17 protein-coding genes are annotated in these 18,215 nt (G+C 46.4%); 6 read left to right on the forward strand and 11 right to left on the reverse strand.

The annotated features are described in order from the left end of the window. Window positions 1-297: 297 nt before the first annotated feature. From ACYVGO_RS14435 to ACYVGO_RS14450, 4 genes are all read right to left on the reverse strand, one after another. On the reverse strand, window positions 298-855 hold the full coding sequence (locus ACYVGO_RS14435; RefSeq protein ID WP_460969869.1) for a hypothetical protein: 558 nt from the start codon (window positions 853-855) through the stop codon (window positions 298-300). Between the two features lie 287 nt (window positions 856-1,142). Then, window positions 1,143-1,655 carry a hypothetical protein gene (locus ACYVGO_RS14440; protein WP_460969870.1) on the reverse strand — a complete coding sequence of 171 codons (513 nt, stop codon included), beginning with the start codon at window positions 1,653-1,655 and terminating at the stop codon, window positions 1,143-1,145. Window positions 1,656-1,688: 33 nt separating this feature from the next. Then, window positions 1,689-2,930, reverse strand: a complete 1,242-nt coding sequence (locus tag ACYVGO_RS14445) for an MFS transporter (RefSeq protein ID WP_142775048.1) — start codon at window positions 2,928-2,930, stop codon at window positions 1,689-1,691. An 81-nt stretch (window positions 2,931-3,011) separates the two neighbouring features. Beyond that, window positions 3,012-3,362, reverse strand: coding sequence for a winged helix-turn-helix transcriptional regulator (locus tag ACYVGO_RS14450; protein ID WP_460969871.1), 351 nt, complete (start codon window positions 3,360-3,362; stop codon window positions 3,012-3,014). A 297-nt stretch (window positions 3,363-3,659) separates the two neighbouring features. Between ACYVGO_RS14450 and ACYVGO_RS14455 the strand changes: the two genes are divergently transcribed. The 4 genes from ACYVGO_RS14455 to ACYVGO_RS14470 all read left to right on the forward strand — a co-directional run bounded on the left by ACYVGO_RS14455 (window position 3,660) and on the right by ACYVGO_RS14470 (window position 10,032). After that, window positions 3,660-7,373, forward strand: a complete 3,714-nt coding sequence (locus ACYVGO_RS14455) for a CHAT domain-containing tetratricopeptide repeat protein (RefSeq protein WP_460969872.1) — start codon at window positions 3,660-3,662, stop codon at window positions 7,371-7,373. A gap of 20 nt (window positions 7,374-7,393) precedes the next feature. Continuing rightward, window positions 7,394-8,203, forward strand: coding sequence for a gasdermin (locus ACYVGO_RS14460; protein WP_460969873.1), 810 nt, complete (start codon window positions 7,394-7,396; stop codon window positions 8,201-8,203). A gap of 134 nt (window positions 8,204-8,337) precedes the next feature. Next, a complete protein-coding gene (gene aroB / locus ACYVGO_RS14465) occupies window positions 8,338-9,378 on the forward strand; it encodes a 3-dehydroquinate synthase (RefSeq protein WP_460969874.1) in 1,041 nt (346 codons plus the stop codon). A 120-nt stretch (window positions 9,379-9,498) separates the two neighbouring features. Further along, on the forward strand, window positions 9,499-10,032 hold the full coding sequence (locus tag ACYVGO_RS14470) for a DUF4136 domain-containing protein (protein WP_210422410.1): 534 nt from the start codon (window positions 9,499-9,501) through the stop codon (window positions 10,030-10,032). A 79-nt stretch (window positions 10,033-10,111) separates the two neighbouring features. On the opposite strand, the gene gldA is transcribed toward ACYVGO_RS14470, so the two are convergent. After that, a complete protein-coding gene (gldA, locus tag ACYVGO_RS14475) occupies window positions 10,112-11,029 on the reverse strand; it encodes a gliding motility-associated ABC transporter ATP-binding subunit GldA (protein WP_142775044.1) in 918 nt (305 codons plus the stop codon). A gap of 144 nt (window positions 11,030-11,173) precedes the next feature. Between gldA and ACYVGO_RS14480 the strand changes: the two genes are divergently transcribed. Beyond that, complete coding sequence (locus ACYVGO_RS14480; RefSeq protein ID WP_142775043.1) at window positions 11,174-12,838, forward strand: amino acid permease; 1,665 nt, start codon at window positions 11,174-11,176, stop codon at window positions 12,836-12,838. 37 nt (window positions 12,839-12,875) lie between these two features. On the opposite strand, the gene ACYVGO_RS14485 is transcribed toward ACYVGO_RS14480, so the two are convergent. Both ACYVGO_RS14485 and ACYVGO_RS14490 read right to left on the reverse strand, forming a co-directional pair. Then, window positions 12,876-13,685, reverse strand: a complete 810-nt coding sequence (locus tag ACYVGO_RS14485) for a hypothetical protein (RefSeq protein ID WP_460969875.1) — start codon at window positions 13,683-13,685, stop codon at window positions 12,876-12,878. A gap of 95 nt (window positions 13,686-13,780) precedes the next feature. Next, window positions 13,781-14,509, reverse strand: coding sequence for a class I SAM-dependent methyltransferase (locus ACYVGO_RS14490; RefSeq protein WP_460969876.1), 729 nt, complete (start codon window positions 14,507-14,509; stop codon window positions 13,781-13,783). Window positions 14,510-14,586: 77 nt separating this feature from the next. On the opposite strand from ACYVGO_RS14490, the gene ACYVGO_RS14495 reads away from it, so the two are divergent. Continuing rightward, complete coding sequence (locus ACYVGO_RS14495) at window positions 14,587-14,985, forward strand: phage holin family protein (RefSeq protein WP_460969877.1); 399 nt, start codon at window positions 14,587-14,589, stop codon at window positions 14,983-14,985. 90 nt (window positions 14,986-15,075) lie between these two features. Here ACYVGO_RS14495 and ACYVGO_RS14500 read toward each other — a convergent pair whose 3' ends face one another. From ACYVGO_RS14500 to ACYVGO_RS14515, 4 genes are all read right to left on the reverse strand, one after another. After that, on the reverse strand, window positions 15,076-15,741 hold the full coding sequence (locus ACYVGO_RS14500) for a zinc metallopeptidase (RefSeq protein ID WP_460969878.1): 666 nt from the start codon (window positions 15,739-15,741) through the stop codon (window positions 15,076-15,078). Between the two features lie 214 nt (window positions 15,742-15,955). After that, a complete protein-coding gene (locus tag ACYVGO_RS14505) occupies window positions 15,956-16,378 on the reverse strand; it encodes a DUF2147 domain-containing protein (RefSeq protein ID WP_460969879.1) in 423 nt (140 codons plus the stop codon). 187 nt (window positions 16,379-16,565) lie between these two features. Further along, entirely contained in the window at window positions 16,566-17,045 is a 480-nt protein-coding gene (rfaE2, locus tag ACYVGO_RS14510; protein WP_460969880.1) for a D-glycero-beta-D-manno-heptose 1-phosphate adenylyltransferase, read from the reverse strand. Between the two features lie 4 nt (window positions 17,046-17,049). Beyond that, window positions 17,050-18,102 carry a lysylphosphatidylglycerol synthase transmembrane domain-containing protein gene (locus ACYVGO_RS14515; protein ID WP_460969881.1) on the reverse strand — a complete coding sequence of 351 codons (1,053 nt, stop codon included), beginning with the start codon at window positions 18,100-18,102 and terminating at the stop codon, window positions 17,050-17,052. Between the last annotated feature and the right edge of the window lie 113 nt (window positions 18,103-18,215).

Raw genomic sequence — 18,215 nt, forward strand, 5'->3', positions numbered from 1 at the left:
GTTAGTTAGGCGATTACTCACTTAACTCAACGCTAGTTACTTAATCATTCAGGCAGGTACAATCAGATTAAAGATTTCTAATGACTTTTTAAGGATTTTCTAATAGGGAAAGGAGGGGGCTTATCGTTCCGTGAACAAGGATTACAGGTATTTGCCTGTTCTCTTGCTAGAAGATGCTGTAGAGCGGGTTTCACCCGCTTTTTATAATCATTCTGTCCTCCAAAGTGACAACATCATGATGTTGTCACTTTGGAGGACAGAATGATTATAAGACTTAGATTGAATTAGACTGTTCTTTTAAAATTTAAGAACTCCTTTGTTAGGGTTATTCTCATAAATATAATAACCTTCTACGTATATAGTTGCTAATAATAAGTTGCCAAATGAATAGTCTTTAATAGTATCTATAGGCTTTATTACTTTTCCTGTTTGTCCATCATTTATAATAAACATAACGGGCAAAGTATACCTACCTAAATAGTGTGGATTTAATGGAGGTAGTTTTCCTATCGCTTTTTTTACATTTATGTCAAAATCATCAACACGTCCTCCTATTCTATAGCCAAAGGTAGGATTAAGAATTATGACATCCTGAATATGTCCCATTGTATCAATATCGAATTGGGCATAAACCAATTTTGTCCTTCTTATTGTAACCTCCAAAGGAGGGTAGGATATTCGGCGGGATAAAACCTTTTTAAATACGGGATCTTGATTTAGTTGTTCGGCCCTTACTGAATCTGATTGCGTAAAAGTCTGCGTTACTGCCAAAAACAGCGTTGAACGAGCTTTATGTGTTTGCGCGAAAATGCCAATAGAAAATAAAATAAGAGAAGAAAATAGAGCGAACTTCATCTATTTTAATTAAGTAAGTTAATTTGTAATATTTGTAAATATAAGAAATTATTAATACAGATAAATATGTGTTAAATTATATTCTTACACTTACTTTTCTATTGTATAGAGAAGATTAGCATACTAAACGGTGATGTGCGTTAGCGACTGTATAGTATCATACTTCAGATTCGTTTATTTTATCGCCATAGGTTTTATTGGGCCAATACATATCCCGTTTGATTTTATAACTGCCCGTACATTATAAAGCCCTACAAGTTTTTTCTTGAAAATAGTCAGCTTATGGATCACCTAACTGGCTGCGCAATGATAACAACATCCTGTGAAGGTGACTGACTGGAATTCGTTAAGGAATCGGCAAGGGGTATCAAGAGCCCTCCACCTAGTGTACGCTCGTAGAAGAACCCTGAAAATCTACCTACACTTCCTTCGTAAGCGGAAGGAGGATTGGTTTCGATAAGGGAAAACTGGTAGTTGTAGTTGGTTAGCCTGACAACTACCTTTTTGCTGAATGTAGATTGTAAGCCCTTTCGCCAATAAACGGTTTTTATGCTTAGCTGATCTGGCTCAATAACATCAATTGCTATCGTGAAATTAGTAATGCCAATCTTATTGATGCCAGGCTTATAACCCGTAGAACCGGGCAATAATGAGAATAAGGTATCACCAGATACAATGTATGCTGTAACCACATAGCGGCCCCTGGCTCCGGCGGCCACACCCGTAAACTTGTCGTCTGGCTCACAACCTAGTAGGCCAATGAAAGCAAAAAGTAGAAGTAGTTGATTTATAGAAGTCAAGCTTATGTCACTATGGTTTAAACAGATACTGTACTACTTGATCGTTACCGGCTTTGTGGGATCAATACGCAACCACAGCAGCGCACTCACCAGCAAACAGCCTGCAATCATGAACAGGGGGTAGTTGAAGTTCTTGGTTTGCTCAACAATAATACCAAACAGAATGGTAATGAAAAAGCCTCCCAACTGCCCTGCGAAATTCATGGAGCCCGTTACGGTACCCGCGTTGCGCTGACCAATGTCGACACACACGGCAAAGGCCACGGGCAAGGCCAGGTCTTTCGTGAGCACGCATATGGCGAGCAGGTAACCCGCTAGCTCGTTATCGGTCGTTAACCCCGCCAGCAGGAAAAACAGGCTCGACAGCCCCAGTCCACCAACGCCCACCGCCCGACGGCCAATTTTGAGCCCATATCGTTTCGTCAGCGAATCGCTGAGTATACCACCGACCAGGCAACCTACCGCGCCGAGGAAGTAGGAGAAGGAGATGAAGTTTTTGGTTTGATCTTCGCTCAAACCACGCCCTTCCTGAAAATAAACCGACGACCAGTTCGTGAAGAAGTACGAGCCATAGAAAAACAGGTGGCACATCAGCATCAGGGCCCATAAATCGGGGTTGCGGATAATGGTTGTCCAGGGAATTCGATGGTCGGATTGTTTGATCCGTCGGCCCTGCTCAATTTCCTGCACTTCGGCCTCACTGATGCCTGCTTTTTCGGCGGGTTCATCGCGAAACCAGATGTACCAGATTATAGCCCACAATACACCTAATAGGCCCAGCAATCCAAACGCCCAGCGCCAGCCAGCCCAGTGTACTAACGGAATGACCAGCAAAGGCGTTAAGGCACCACCCAGTCGACCGGCAGCCCAGATTACGGATTGCGCCCGGCCTACTTCAACGGCCGGAAACCAGCGGGCAATAACGATGGATGCATTTGGGTAAGCACCGGCCTCGCCAATACCGAATAGAAAGCGTACAATCAGGAGGTACAGAAAATTAAAGGCCGTGCCCGTAAGTGCCGTAAACCCCGACCACCACAGCACCACCCGCGTAAGTACCCGCCGGGGGCCAATGCTATCGCCGAGTGAACCCGTTGGTATTTCAAACAACGCGTACGACAGGGAGAACGCGCCCAGAATCCAGCCGAATTGCTGATTGTCGAGGTGTAAGTCCGCTTTAACGTATTTGCTCACTACGTTCATGCAAACGCGGTCGAGGTAGGTAATGGTTGAGAGCAGAAATAAACCGGAGAGAACACGGTAGCGGACTTTCATGCAATGGAAGAGGAGAGGGTTCGATAATACGGAAAGGAAATCTACTGCGCTAAGAGCTCAGCCACTAGCTTTGGGGTTTGCTCAGTAGCTGGTTTTAGTTTGCTGAATAATATGGTCGCGATGGATTTTATCCCAAAGGCCTGGTGATCTTAATACGGGTTTGAGTGTTGTGCCACGATTGGTTAGAGCATAATCGACAATAAGGGGCGAACTATCGTATACAGTTAGCTTTACCAGATCATTGATTTCCTGTTCGCGCAACTCTTTAATGAGCATTCGGGAGGTAGTATCTTTTACAATACGTTGCATCTCATTGAACCGGAGCGGTTGATCGCAAAGGGCAAAAATGATAGGGGAACGCCACTTACCGCCCACCACACAGAGGGCATCTGGTATCGCCCGGAGTCCAATACGGTCTTCGTTACCTTTCATTGTACTGATTATCAGGGGTAGTTGTCTGTATAGTACTAGTATACAAAAGTATATTAGTGTATAAAGTATGGTGAGGCAAAGGTAGCTTTGCCCGGCAAAAAAACAACTGGCTTCAGATAGTAGATGAGGCTACGTTGACAGCAGGCCGTCGGCGGTTAAAGCGGCAGGTCCTGTTGGTGCCATTCATCCGCTCTGTATTTTTTGCGCCGGGCAGGCACTGCCGATAGCTCAATAGTGGATATGCACATATATTGAAAAATGGTATATTTCGGCACAAACCGTAGCTCTTTCCCTACCATGCCAAATACCATCACCATTCGTGAAGATCGTTTTGATGAGCAAGTCTTTCATCTGAAAATTTCGTTCAATAACGGCCCCGAGTATGAAGTGCAGTTGCCTAACCCTATTGATAAGGCGCAGGAAAAAGAGTTTGAGTGGTACTTTGAAGAACACCTTTGCACGCCCTTTCTGGATGGCGAACGAGCCAAACGGGCTGTAGCCACAATTCGTCAGTATGGCGAAGCTCTTTTTGCGACTCTCTTTCAGGCTCCTGCTACCTTTTACGAATACAGAACCTGTATGAATAGTGGGCTAAATCAGCTTGAATTTGCCATTATCGGCAAAAGCACAGGCTTTCATGCTATTCATTGGGAAGCTCTCAGAGACCCAACGCTACCACAAGCGTTTTCGGCGGGGCAGGCCAATGTGTTTCGGAAGAATAACAGACCGGCTGGATTTGAAGCCCAACTGCAACCGTCGTCCATGCTTAACTTGCTGATGGTGACGGCTCGCCCCGATTGGGAAGATGATGTTAATTACCGAACTATTGTCCGGCCCATTATAGACCTCATCGAATCAGCTAAACTTCGGGTTGATGCGCATATTTTACGGCCAGGTACCTACGAGCAGTTGGGAAGGCATCTGGATGAAAAACCCGCCGGATTTTATCACCTGATTCATTTCGATACACACGGAGCTTTGCTCGAACACGCCCAGCTACAACAGGCCGTAGCCCACAATCGCTACCAGATGCAGGCTCGTTGGGGATTGCCCGACCCGGAACCCTACAAAGGGAAACGAGCTTTTTTGTTTTTTGAAGGAGAAAAAAAAGGGCAGGCCGTACCCGTTAGTGCCGACGAACTAGCTCAACTCCTAACCGCCCGACACATACCCGTTTGTTTGTTAAATGCCTGTCAATCGGCCAAAGAAGGGCAGGCCGACGAGGAGAATGGCCATTACCAAACCAGCCTGGCTGCCAAACTAATGGAGGCTGGGATACAGGCTGTGTTGGGACAACGATATTCCATTACGGTATCGGCAGCAAAACTGCTGATGCAACGGCTCTATGAAACACTATTTAGTCAGGCAAATTTGAACGGAGCAATAGCCAATGGTCGACGCGAATTGGCAATGTACAAAAACCGTAGAGCCTACTACAACCAAACCATTGAGCTTGAGGATTGGCTCTTACCTGTCTTTTACCAAAATCGCTCGGTACAGTTTCAGTTACGCGCCCTTACCGCCGATGAAGAAGAACAATACTACCAGCAACGGGCCGCTTCTTACCGACCTGTGTCCATGCCAGCCTATGGGTTTATAGGGCGAGATTTGGACATCCTGACCATTGAAAAACGGTTGCTCAGGCACAATATGTTGTTGGTGAGGGGCATGGGCGGCACCGGAAAAACGACCTTGCTCGAGTACCTGGCCCAGTGGTGGGAACATACCGGATGGGTGCAGAAATCGTTTTATTTTGGCTATGACAAGCGATCCTACACCCTCCAGCAAATGCTGCATGAAATAGCGCACCAGTTACTCGATAAGTGGGAATACGCCCAGTTTCAGGCTAGTAGTCCAGTTGTGCAGTGTGGCAAAATTGAAGACCGATTGAAGACGAGAGCCTATTGCCTGATTTTGGACAACTGCGAATCCATTACAGGTACCTCGTTAGCCATTCCGAATACGTTGACCGCCAATGAGCAAGCCGAATTACGGGACTTTCTGGGTCGGCTCCAAAAACAGGCTGGTCGGGCCGTTAAATCGGTGGTGTTGTTTGGGTCTCGAAGTAATGAAGGCTGGCTGGCTCCCGCAACCTTTATCACCAATACGTATAGCCTACCCGGTTTGGACAAAGAAGCCCGCACCGATTTAGGTCGCCAAATTCTGGAACAAGCCAACTTGATGCACGTGTACCAGGACCCTGATTTTACTAAATTAATGGACCTGCTGGCGGGTTACCCATTGGTAATGGAAGTCATTTTGCCCAACCTACGCCAGAAAACAGCCACCCAAATCATTGCCGATCTCCGCGCTGGCGACGTAAATCTTGACCGAAAGGAGGGCACCGACAAAACAAACAGCATTCTGCGTTGTGTTGACTATTCCCACAGCAACCTCTCGTCCGATGCCCAAAAGCTATTGTTGTGCCTTGCCCCCTTTTCTGGCTACGTTAACCTAGCGAGTATCGAAGACTATCTCGATGAATTGAAGCAACAACCTAGTTTTCAGAATTATTCGTTTGAGCGTTGGGCTGAGGTGATTGATGAAGCCGTAAAGTGGGGTCTTATGGAACCCATCGCCGAAGTGAGAGGTATCCTGAGTTTACAGCCTGTTTTCCCTTATTTTCTGAAACAAAAACTACAAACCAACCTAGACACTACCGCCCAACACGACCTACAAACCGCCTTTCGAAATTACTATGAAGTAGTAAGTGAGGGACTCGGTCAACTTCTAGAGGCCAAAGAGCCAGAGAAAAAGAAGGTGGGAAAGGAGGTGGTGGGAGTAGAGTATGAAAACATCTACAACGCCTTGCAAATATCCCTGAGTCGACATTTGAGCGTTGGCAATGCTTTTTCTTGCCTTTCCGCCTACATTGACACATTATATGATGAATCACTTGGTTTGCTGTTAGCCCAATCTGTGTTAAGTCAACTGAGTACTTACCCTGAGGATATCCTATCTGGCTTAATAGGTACTGAATTAGTATTTGTGTTCCATAATGTTGGGAAACGTTTTTTGCTAACTCAAAATTACCCAAAGGCGAAAGATGCGTACCTGAAAGCACTCTCAATTTTACAATCGTCTAAGGTACTCTCAGCTAAGAAGATAAAAGAACTATCAACAGATGTATACCATCCGTTGGGTATGGTGGCCGAGGGAGAGCGGAAGTGGGGGGATGCCAAAATGTACTACGAGAAGACAATGGATATCCTGGTTGAGTTTAATGATCGAAAGAGTCAGGGAGCCATCTATCACCAGTTAGGTTATGTGGCCTTTGAGGAGCGGAACTGGGTTCAGGCTATGAAAGACTATACAAACGCTCTTGAGATTTATACCGAGTTTAATCAACGTCATGAACAGGGGGCTATCTATCATCAGATGGGCACAGTAGCTTTAATGGAGAGGAACTGGGATAAAGCCAAAACCTATTACCAACAATCATTAGCTATTTGTAATGAGCTTGGACTGGAATATGAACAAGCAGCCACATATCATCAATTAGGTATGGTAGCTGAAGAAGAGGCAGATTTGGAACAAGCCAAGGCTTATTATGGGCAATCCTTGGAGATCAAGATTAGCTTTAACAAACAACTTGAGCAGGGAATTACCTATCAACAGTTACCCTCCCTAACTGTTGAAGAAGGGGATTTGGCACAAGCTAAAGATTATTATCAGAAAGCACTTCACATTTACACTTTGTTTGATAGCAGTTACCATCAGGCGGGTATTTACCATCAGTTAGGCATTGTGTCCAAAAAAGAGGGAAACTTGGCACAAGCTAAAGATTATTACCAAGAAGCGCTGAAGATTTATATTGAACTTAATGAGCGTCATAACCAAGCAGGCACCTATCATCAGTTAGGGGCGGTAGCTCAAGAGGAGCAGGATTTAGTACAAGCTGAAATTTATTACCAGACCGCATTGAAAATCTTCATAGAGGCTAAGGATGACCGCTATCAGCAAATGGTTTTAAACAGTTTACAACAATTGGAAGAAGAGCAAAAAGACTAACCCTTTATAAACCCAAGCAGATGACCCGTTTATTTTGTAAAGAAGTTGACCCACTGGTGCTGGTATTAAAAGACTGGCTTCGGGCCGAGATTCTGCGCGTTCCCAATGGCGAGGTTAAGCCCTTGTTGGTCATTGAGCGTACGAACAAACAATTACACCCACGCGGCACACTGCGTAGGCTCCTAACACACCCAGATCGGTTTCTGGTGGGTGATGAGGAGGTTAAAAAAGAGTACCTGGCCGATTTGTCGGGAGTGCGGAGTCGGAGCGCGGGGTTGGATGTGGGTGTCAAAATCGCTAATAATTTCCTGAAAGGATTTGGCGTAAACAGCGGCATCGAAAGCATCATGACGGGAGCCACTGCGCTATCGTTTAGCTTCAGCAACGTTTACAAATGCACGTTCGATAATGGCCTGTTGGGAAATGCTCTGAAATACCAAACTATCGATAAAGGGAACCCCGCTACAGCTGGTTTCTTTAAAAACTCCGATTTGCTGGTGGTCGATAGCATCATTACCAGCGACAATTTCAGGATACACGTAGCCGATGAAGACAAGGTCAATTTTTCGGGCAAAGCCGCCGAGATCGAAAAACTGTTCAAGGCCAGTGCCACCCTCAAGGTGGAAGAAATTGCCCAATCTACGATTAGTTTTAAGCGAGAAATTCCGCTGCCCTTTGCCTTCACCTGCCTCAAGTTGGAGCTTGACGAAGCGGGTCGTATTGTGGGTATGCCACCCGCCTGCAAGTTGCCCATGTTCAGTACAGCCCCCGCCGAGTATGAAAAAGAACCCCTTTCAGAAGGCGTAACGTTACTTGATCTGGATTGGTAGCGAACGCCAGCATCGAACGTTGCTAAACTGTGTTGTCAGTCCAGTTTGGCAACGTTCGATGCTGTAGTACGGGTCAGAAAAAAATCTTCTCGTTCTCTCGTTATCCCAAGCCGCCCCTGCCGTACTTTTACAGTATGTCAACAGTAACCATCGCCCCTATTACCGAAAGCCTACCTGCTTTTCTGGATTCTTACGACTTCTCGGCCATCGCCGTCATCGCCGATAATCACACCTTCCGGTTTTGCTATCCGGAATTAAAACCCATGTTGCCGAAGCATACGCTTGTTCGGATTAAGGCGGGTGAGGAGCAAAAACACATTGCTACCTGTGAGTTGATCTGGGATGCGCTGACTCGGGCTAACTTTGATCGACATTCACTAGTGCTGAATCTTGGCGGTGGTGTTATTGGCGATATGGGGGGCTTTTGTGCAGCTACTTACAAGCGTGGTATTGCCTTTGCACAACTGCCAACTACACTACTCGCTCAGGTAGATGCCAGCGTAGGTGGTAAACTGGGTATTGACTTCCGAGGCTACAAAAACCATATAGGCGTATTTCAACAGCCCAACACGGTGCTGATCGACCCTTCTTTTCTGACAACACTACCCGAGCGTGAACTCCGGTCCGGGTTTGCCGAAATCATCAAGCATTGTTTGATTGCCGATGCCGGTATGTGGGATGAAATCCGTCGGCGTGACCTGGATGAACAGGACTGGCCAGCTTTGGTAGCGCATTCCGTAGCCATTAAACAACGGGTGGTGGCCGAAGACCCGACCGAGAAAGGATTACGTAAGATCCTGAATTTTGGTCATACGTTGGGCCACGCCGTCGAAACGTACTTTTTAACCCAGCATCGGAAACGGCTTTTACATGGCGAAGCGATTGCGGTAGGCATGGTAGCTGAAGCATTTATTGCCTTTCAGAAAAAAATGATTGATCAGGAGCTACTGAACGCAACCGAAGAGTACATATTTTCCGTATATGGTAATGTGCGACTAGTAGACGACGACATTGAACCCATTCTGGCATTAACCTTACAAGACAAAAAGAATCGTGGCCGGGAGGTGCGGATGTCCCTGCTCGATGGGCCGGGTAGCTGTGCCTTTGATGTACTCGTTACACCTTCCGAAATGCGCCGGGGACTGGAGTTTTACCGGGGGCTCAATAAGAATTAAAAATTTGCCATACGCTATTGTTTGCCAAACAATTACGGTTATATTTGGGTTCAACCCCAAAGATTGATCTCACTACTAACGCATCCTGGTATATCATTAAAAACTTTTACAAACTGGAGTATGAAAAAGTGCATTGGTATTTTGTTTGTGCTATCCGCGGTTGTTATGGCAGGCTGTTCGTCGAGCAGGCTATTTGTCGAGCATGATTATAGCTACGAAGGCCATTTTAAAAACTACGAATCTTTCAATTTTCTGGAGTGTGAATTCGTCGATTCGACGCTTCTTTGCTCCGATATTCAGGATGCAATTCGGCACCAAATGGAAGCCCGGGGGTATCGGGTTAGTAACCGCAGTCCGAATCTGCTAATCTCTTATAATATCTTCCGGTCTGACCTTCGTTTTCGGGGGTATCAGCAACCCGTTATCAAAGACTGGGTGGTACGGGAAGATGACGATGCTACCTACAAACGTATCGATTATAACCTCGATGAAGGCACGCTGATGATCTCTCTCATCGATGCAGAGTCGTATCAGGTGATCTGGAAAGGGTATGCGTCAAAAATGATGCGTAATCAGAACTTTAAGAACAACTACTTTAAAGGGATTGTCAGGTCTATTTTTGACCAGTACCCTTTGATGGCTACAGCGAAATAGCCAGGTAATGTAAAATGAATAATGGGTAATGTATAACGGCCTAGACGGTCATTATACATTACCCATTATTCATTTTACATTACCTGGTCAATTCCTTAAAAATCGTTTCCAGTGAATTTTCCTGTTGGCGCAGTCCCACCAGCGTTAAATTCTGATCGGCGGCAAGGCGGAAGATAGTGGCTCGTAAGTCTGTGTTTGGCTTGGCTGTAATTCGGTACTGACCGCGTTCTATAGGTTCGACGTGCTCCACACCGGGTATAGCCGTGAGCACATCAGGGTTGGCTAATTCACCTTCAAATTCGGCAATAACCACTACGTTTTCTCCCGAAGACGTACTTCTCAACTGACTTAGTGGCCCATCAGCAACAATCTGTCCCCGATTGATAATGACAACGCGGTCGCAGATGGCTTCAACTTCCTGCATAATGTGCGTGGAGAACAAGACCGTTTTGTCGCGCCCGGCATTTCGAATGACTTGCCTGATTTCAGCTAACTGATTGGGGTCCAGGCCGGTTGTTGGTTCGTCGAGAATCAATACTGGCGGGTTATGCAACAGTGCCTGAGCCAAGCCAACCCGTTGCCGATATCCTTTGGACAATTGCCCGATTCGTTTTTGCTGCTCACGTCCCAGACCTACCAATTCAATTATATCTGTAATACGCCGACTCAGGTCAGACCCACGCAGGCCGTGTAGCGAACCCGCAAAGCGCAGGTATTCTTTCACGTATAAGTCCAGATAAAGCGGATTGTGCTCCGGCAAATAACCAACGCTCCGGCGAACATCCATGGAATGGGTTCTGACATCAAAGCCATTCACTTCTACGGTGCCTTCGGTAGGAGTGAGGTAGCCCGTAGCAATTTTCATGGTTGTCGATTTTCCTGCACCGTTGGGGCCAAGAAATCCAACAATTTCGCCCGGTTTTACCTGGAGTGAAATCTGATTGACAGCTCGTTGCTGATTATATACTTTCGTAAGATTCTGAACCCGAATGGACATAGTTTACAGGTAATACTGAACAATGAACGACAGCCGATGGCTAATTGGCATAAGGCGAATGTAAACCTAAGAGATTAAAAACCGGAAAGAATTTCTATTTTAGCTGTTTAACATCAATAGACACTGTTTTTCTTCCGCCAACTTATGTCCCTTTTACGCAAAAAGACCGTAACTCAAATTTTAAGTGACGCTGCCGAGGGTGAATCCAGCAAGCTGGTCAAGACGCTGGGTGTTCGTGACCTCACCTCGTTTGGCATTGCCGCTATCATTGGTGCCGGTATTTTCAGTACGATTGGTCTGGCGAGTTATAACGGTGGTCCAGCTGTGTCCTTATTGTTTGTGTTTACGGCCATTGCCTGCGTGTTCACGGCACTAAGTTACGCACAGTTTGCGAGCACGGTTCCTGTGAGTGGCAGTGCCTATACGTACGCGTATGTGGCCTTTGGGGAGATATTTGCGTGGGTCATTGGTTGGGCGCTTATTCTCGAATATGCCGTTAGTAATATGGTCGTTGCTATTTCGTGGTCGGAGTATTTCACGTCTATGCTCAGTGGCTTTGGCATCACGTTTCCCAAATATTTTGCTACTGATTACGGTTCAGCGTCTCGCGCTTTTGATCTGGTTCAACAGACGAAGCAAGCCGGAACGAGCCTGACTACGTTACCCGAAAACACACGCGTACTAGCCGATGCGTTTGCCAATGCTCCCATGCTTGGCGATCTCAAACTAATTGCCAACCTGCCCGCAGGTGCCATTACGGTACTGATTACGGCCTTGGTCTATATCGGTATAAAAGAATCACGTACGGCGAGTAATATTCTGGTTGTGTTAAAGTTAGCCGTAATAGGCCTGGTGATTGGCGTAGGTGCTTTTTATGTCAAACCTGCCAACTGGTCGCCGTTTGCGCCAAATGGGGTATCGGGCGTGTTGAGCGGAGTGGCTTCTGTCTTTTTTGCCTTCATTGGGTTCGATTCTATCTCAACTACGGCCGAAGAATGTAAAAACCCCCAGCGCGATTTGCCGCGCGCCATGCTCTACTGTCTGGGAATTTGCACAGTTCTGTATGTTCTGATCACACTCGTGCTAACGGGAATGGTTAATTATAAAGAGCTGGGCGTGAGTGATCCGCTGGCCTATGTGTTTCAGAAAGTAAACCTTGATTTTGTGGCTGGTGTGATTTCTGTCAGTGCGGTAGTTGCCATTACAAGTGCGTTGCTGGTTTACCAACTTGGGCAGCCGCGTATCTGGATGACCATGAGCCGGGATGGGTTGCTCTGGAAGCGATTTTCGAGAATTCATCCTACCTATAAAACGCCTTCATTTGCTACAATAGTTACGGGTTTTCTGGTGGCCGTTCCCTCATTGTTTATGGACTTGAAATTCTTCGTAGATCTGACCAGCGTAGGGACATTTTTTGCATTTATTCTCGTCTGTGCCGGAATTTTGTATTTAGATGCCCAGGGATTGACGGCACAATCGAAGTTCAAGGTGCCTTACATCAATGGAAAATACATTATTGGGGCTGTTCTATTAGCTGTAGTGGCTTATGCGCTGACGGGTGCTAACCTAATCCAAACGCTTGAGGATAAGCCGCTGTTAATTGTATTCTGGGGCGTATGGGTACTATTAGCCGTACAAGGTTTTCGGTATAACTTCTCCCTGTTACCCGTAATCGGCGTACTCACCAACCTCTATCTCATGACGGAATTAGGTGCCAGCAACTGGAAAATTTTTGGTATCTGGCTGGTTATTGGGCTTGTGATTTATTTCTCATACGGGTTCAGGAAAAGTAAATTAGCCGGTAAATAGAACCCTATAGACGCGTTTCTAGTAGCTGGTTCGACAATCAATAGTATGACAACTCCGTTACCAGATTGTTTTGCTGAATTCGGACGGGGTACCCGTTCGGTGCGTATTCGTAGGTTGCACCAGTGGTACGTAGCATGTGTCGGCTTGAGAAAAAAGGAGAGATATAGTGGACTGTACCCGCATATGGGTTTAGTCCCTGATCGTAGTCGTAGGTAAATGTACGGTCAGCGAGATCGGGTGTTCCTGTCGTATTTAGCTCCCGTAGCGAAATGATGTTGCCTTTATTGTCATAGGTGAATTCCTGAGTTGAGCCTAATTTGCGCGAGCTATCGTAACGCAATATCTTCAGTGGCTTGTTTTGGTTATCGTACTCATAGGCAGTTATACTTTGTAATTCCCATTGGCCCGACTGTTTCAAAAATGTATGACTCTCCCGAATACGGCCAAGATTGTCTGTATTGATGTCATCATAACTTATCCAGGTAATAGGTCCACTGCAAGTGGAAAGGCTTGAAAAGGCACAGCCATTCGTAAAGTGTTGCACATACCGTAACTGTCCAGCGGCATCATATCGATATTGATCGGCTGTCGTGATTTGTCCGGATAGATATCGTCTCCCTTCAACTAACTTGCCCTGCTGATTGTATAGCCATTCACCACTTAATTGTCCGGCATGAACCTCACTTTTTAGTCGGCCAGCAACCGAACTGCCATTCTGTATTGGCTGATAATCGGCAGGTAAATCCGCCAGGGATTGCACTGGCGCATTAAAGGGGTCAACTTTATTGCCATCCTGGCAACCTAGCAGAAATATGATCGCTCCAGCAAAAAGGTAGAAAGTGCGCATACGAACCAATAATGAATAGCAGTTTCCTGAGAGATTCTAATACAGGTCAAATGGTTGTAATTTATTGAAGAAAATTGACTGGTGGTACAACCTAATCACTTCCCAAAAAACATGATATGCTGTTGGGGTAGCCGATCGTCGTTTTTTAATAGTTTCAGGCCAGCGGCTTTCATTTCTTTTGTTGCCTGAGCTACACTTAGTTTATGGAGCTCTTTGATCGGTACGGATGGGTCCTCGGCGCGGTATTCGACCAGTACTACCCGTCCGCCTGGTTTTAGTGCTGATGTAATGTGCTCCATCATTTCGCGTGGATACGAAAACTCATGATAGGCATCAATCAGAATGGCTATATCGATACTGCTCGCCATTAATTTAGGATTGGATTCAGTGCCAAGCACGGGCTCTACATTACTGACTTTGTGTTTTGCTTTCCCTTCGGTTAGGTAAGTTATCATTTCCGGTTGTATATCAACCGCCAGTACTTTCCCTTTGGAAAGTTTAGGGGCCATCAGGAATGTGAAATAGCCTGTTCCAGCGCCAATATCGGCCACCACATCGGTGGGTTTTAACTGTAATGCTTTTAATAATAGATCGGTACGTTCTTCCTGTTCCCGTTCGGGCCGTTCAAGCCACGACGCACCAAGGTGCCCCATGACCTGCGCAATTTCTCGGCCCTGATAAATTTTGCCGGTCCCGTCTCGACTAGGTTTCCTGAGGTTATATACCTTTGCTGAAGAGGCTGGAGAGGAGGTAGCTGGTTGTTGAGAAAAGCCAGGACCACCACCCAAAATTAATACGAAACATAAAATCCAGAGCTGTTGCATAGCTACGTTAATTGGGTACAGTCTCTAAACCATCTCAAACCCAAACGGTTGTTCAATTTAACCAATTAGATCACTTTATGAATCTTATCTTACACGTATTACTTGATGCGGCCGTCATTTTCGGCTTGGCTTACCTCATGCCACAGGTTGATGTCAAAAACTTTGGAACAGCCGTTCTAATCGCGCTGCTGCTGGGTTTACTGAACTTCTTTGTTGGCTGGTTGATTCGCTTTCCACTCAATCTGGTCACGTTTTTTCTGCTGACAGGCCTCGTTCGGATCGTGGTGACGGCGCTGTTACTGAAACTGATCGACAATTTTATGGACAGTTTTACCATCGTTGGTTTCTGGCCTGCGCTCGTGATTGCCGTCTCTGTCGCTATAGCAGGTATGCTGATTGACCGTTCGGCCCCAACGCCAGAAATGGTTGAATCCGGACATGTAGTTATGGTACTTTCGTATTTGAGATTAGCTTGATGTGTAGCACCGACCGGAACGGTCGGCGTTACAATTAAAAAGCCGGATCGTAACTGATCCGGCTTTTTAATTGTAAAAACTATTTACTGATTAGTCGCTACGGCGACCACCCAGTAAGAGGCTGGCGTAATAAAGCAAGGTGGCTAATGAACCCAAGGCTGCAACTACATAGGTCATAGCGGCCCACCATAAGGCATCTTTTGCGAAACCGTATTCACGCTGGTTCACGATGCCCCGTGTCTGAATCCAGGCCAGTGCCCTGCGGCTGGCGTCGAATTCTACGGGTAGGGTTACAAAGCTAAACAGCGTTGTCAGCGCAAATAAAGCGACCCCAACAGCCAGTGGAATTGGCGTTGTCCGGAGGAGCAAAACACCAGCCAGCAATATCCACTGCATGTACTGCGACGAAACCGTCAGAACAGGTACCATGGCCGACCGGAATTTTAGGGGTGCATAGGCTAATTTATGCTGAACAGCGTGCCCACATTCGTGAGAAGCAACAGCTGCAGCTGCCACACTCCGGCCATAATAGACATCGGCACTGAGATTCACGGTTTTTTCTTCCGGGTTATAGTGGTCAGTGAGCATACCTTCAACGGAAACAACGCGGACGTCGTAAATGCCATTTTCGTTTAGCATCTTCTGGGCCACTTCTGCACCGCTTAAGCCATTACTAAGGCCAATTTGAGAGTATTCATTGAATTTACTTCGTAATCGCCAGCTCACGAATGCGCTAGCGCCGAAGATGAGAATCATAATTAACCAGATCATCGTCAATTAGTCAGGTTTGTGGTTTCAATTAAACGGCCAATGTATTCGGTCGTTAGTAGTAAAACAACAGTTAGCCCAAAAAAGTATCCCCGCACGTTGACCATTTATCAACCCTGCGAGCCATTTAAACGCCTAATATGCATTCGGCTCTACCCGTTGAAGGAGTAGAGCCGAATGTAAAACTTAAAAAAGAAGACGGTTATTGGGGAGCCCGGGTTAGCACATATTCCTTATGCAGCCATCTGAATCCTTTATAAACTCGGGCAGTGAGCGTCTGCGAATCGAGGAGTTGAAGTTCAATATCAAAATGATTCCCCGTTTTCGGATGAATCAATTCGCCACCCGACCAGCCTTTTCCGTCGAATGATAAATTTTGCATTAATAATTGATTTTTGGCCACGCCAAACTGATGTTTACCGGTGGGACTAACCTCGAATATGCGACCAAAATAACGATCACCAGACTTATATACTTCTACGCTCGAGCCTCTGGCCGGAAACAGCCAACGTCCTAGAATCTGGTCTCCGGTATGATCTGCCGATGACTTGACCGCGATAGGCCATAAGAGGAGTACTACTAGGCTTAAGCCCCCAAAATAACGTTGGCTGCGTAATAAAGTCATTAAGGACGCTGATTTATAAGGTGAAAATCAACTGAAACAGCTCCGGCAATCCAGGCAGTAGCCAACGTTGTTTCGTAACAGAATCTAAAACTAGTAAATAGTTTTCTAAATCCATAAACAAAGTAGATTAATCTGCAAATAATTGACCTGACTACTAAGTAATCAGGTTCAGTGCCTTTGTATAAGGCTAATAGCTTTGCTTGATTCGTTCGATGAGCTTGGTTGTCGAGTAGCCAGGTACAAGCGCAACCGTTTCGACACGGCCCCCCCGAGCCAGCACAAAATCAGCGCCGACAATGGTTGCGACGCTATAATCATTTCCTTTGACAAGAATATCTGGCTGCACGGCTTCGATTAGTTCGAGAGGGGTGGGTTCCCCGAATAAGACAACGGCATCGATGAATTCGAGAGCTGCCATAAGCCGCGCCCGGGCGTATTCGTTCACAACAGGACGTAGTGGACCTTTGATACAACTCACCGACGCATCGGTATTAAGACCCAGAATCAAGCGATCGCCGAGGGCATGCGCTTTTTCGAGGTAGTCGATATGGCCTAGGTGAACGATATCGAAGCAACCGTTGGTGAAAACGATTTGCTGCCCTTCGGCGCGCCATTGGCTGGCCTGACGGATGGCCTCTTCACGGGTGAGGATTTTGGATTCAGTCATAACGTTACGGTTCCAGTTTTACGGCTTTAGGATCGTCCAGTACATCGGGTAAATTGGTTGTCTTATTGCGCCGGAGCAGCACGAATAGTAAAGCCAGAATTCCCAGAATGATAATCATAATTGTGGAAACACCGTGAATGAATGTGGCCAGAATCTGCCCATCCTGGCTGGTAAGACCATACAGCAACGCGACCTGCCCAACCAGCAAGTGAAACGAACCGATACCGCCCGGCGTAGGAGCTGCCATACCCAATGTGCCAACCATTAGAATCGTTAGTCCAGCCAGTGGGCCGAGGTTTTCCGTAGCGGGCATAGCAAAAAACAAGGTATACGACATCAGGTAATACATTGTCCAGATAAGTAGCGTGTGAAACACAAATGCCCCTGGTCTGTATATTTTTCGAACGCTAAGCAGTCCATCCAGTAGCCCTTTTAGAAAGCCGCTGACCTTTAGATACAATGGATGGCGACCTAATGCTTCACGGTAACGATTGAATAGAAACCAACTCAATAGCGCTAGCCCTAGCAGTACAGCGCCTACCAGTACTAATACCCCTGAGCCACTGGAGCCTTTGGGCATCTTGCCGCCTAAAAAGTCCAGAAAGAATTGACTGATACGATCAAACTCCAGTATAAATGTGGCCGCCAGAAGCAACACCAGCATAAGTAAATCGAAGAGTCGTTCGGCTACTACAGCACCGAAACTGACATTGACGGGTACGCCTGACAGGCGGTAAAGTGTACCACAGCGAACAAATTCACCAGCGCGGGGTAAGGCCATATTAGCCAGATAACCGGTTAGAACGCTAACCGTTGTATCGAGCGAAGTAGGCCGTTGTGGAACAACAGGTTCCAGTAGTATACGCCAGCGTTCGGCCCGACTCCAGTGGGCGATAATTGTAAAAACGGCCGACAGTAGCACCCATCTATAATCGGCGGCTTTGATTTTTTGCCACAAACCGGCAGCATCAAGGTGGCTTTGCTGAAATGTAAACCAAAGTAATCCCCCGGCAATAGATAGGGAAACAAGGTATTTGAGAATATTCTTGATATTCATATAGCGTGTAATGCGGTCGGTTCGGCGTTCCGATGGAAAGCCGCGCTGAGAGTACTAAAAATTGCAGCCTTTGGGCAGCGTTAACTAAAAAACTCCGCTACAAAGTAACGGAG

The sequence above is a fragment of the Spirosoma migulaei genome (assembly GCF_054776855.1).

Excerpts from the sequence above, each read along its gene's own strand:
- ACYVGO_RS14435 (WP_460969869.1), bottom strand. The coding sequence starts at position 855 with ATGAAGTTCGCTCTATTTTCTTCTCTTATTTTATTTTCTATTGGCATT.
- ACYVGO_RS14445 (WP_142775048.1), bottom strand. The coding sequence starts at position 2,930 with ATGAAAGTCCGCTACCGTGTTCTCTCCGGTTTATTTCTGCTCTCAACC.
- ACYVGO_RS14450 (WP_460969871.1), bottom strand. The coding sequence starts at position 3,362 with ATGAAAGGTAACGAAGACCGTATTGGACTCCGGGCGATACCAGATGCC.
- ACYVGO_RS14455 (WP_460969872.1), top strand. The coding sequence starts at position 3,660 with ATGCCAAATACCATCACCATTCGTGAAGATCGTTTTGATGAGCAAGTC.
- ACYVGO_RS14460 (WP_460969873.1), top strand. The coding sequence starts at position 7,394 with ATGACCCGTTTATTTTGTAAAGAAGTTGACCCACTGGTGCTGGTATTA.
- aroB (WP_460969874.1), top strand. The coding sequence starts at position 8,338 with ATGTCAACAGTAACCATCGCCCCTATTACCGAAAGCCTACCTGCTTTT.
- ACYVGO_RS14470 (WP_210422410.1), top strand. The coding sequence starts at position 9,499 with ATGAAAAAGTGCATTGGTATTTTGTTTGTGCTATCCGCGGTTGTTATG.
- gldA (WP_142775044.1), bottom strand. The coding sequence starts at position 11,029 with ATGTCCATTCGGGTTCAGAATCTTACGAAAGTATATAATCAGCAACGA.
- ACYVGO_RS14480 (WP_142775043.1), top strand. The coding sequence starts at position 11,174 with ATGTCCCTTTTACGCAAAAAGACCGTAACTCAAATTTTAAGTGACGCT.
- ACYVGO_RS14485 (WP_460969875.1), bottom strand. The coding sequence starts at position 13,685 with ATGCGCACTTTCTACCTTTTTGCTGGAGCGATCATATTTCTGCTAGGT.
- ACYVGO_RS14490 (WP_460969876.1), bottom strand. The coding sequence starts at position 14,509 with ATGCAACAGCTCTGGATTTTATGTTTCGTATTAATTTTGGGTGGTGGT.
- ACYVGO_RS14495 (WP_460969877.1), top strand. The coding sequence starts at position 14,587 with ATGAATCTTATCTTACACGTATTACTTGATGCGGCCGTCATTTTCGGC.
- ACYVGO_RS14500 (WP_460969878.1), bottom strand. The coding sequence starts at position 15,741 with ATGATTCTCATCTTCGGCGCTAGCGCATTCGTGAGCTGGCGATTACGA.
- ACYVGO_RS14505 (WP_460969879.1), bottom strand. The coding sequence starts at position 16,378 with ATGACTTTATTACGCAGCCAACGTTATTTTGGGGGCTTAAGCCTAGTA.
- rfaE2 (WP_460969880.1), bottom strand. The coding sequence starts at position 17,045 with ATGACTGAATCCAAAATCCTCACCCGTGAAGAGGCCATCCGTCAGGCC.
- ACYVGO_RS14515 (WP_460969881.1), bottom strand. The coding sequence starts at position 18,102 with ATGAATATCAAGAATATTCTCAAATACCTTGTTTCCCTATCTATTGCC.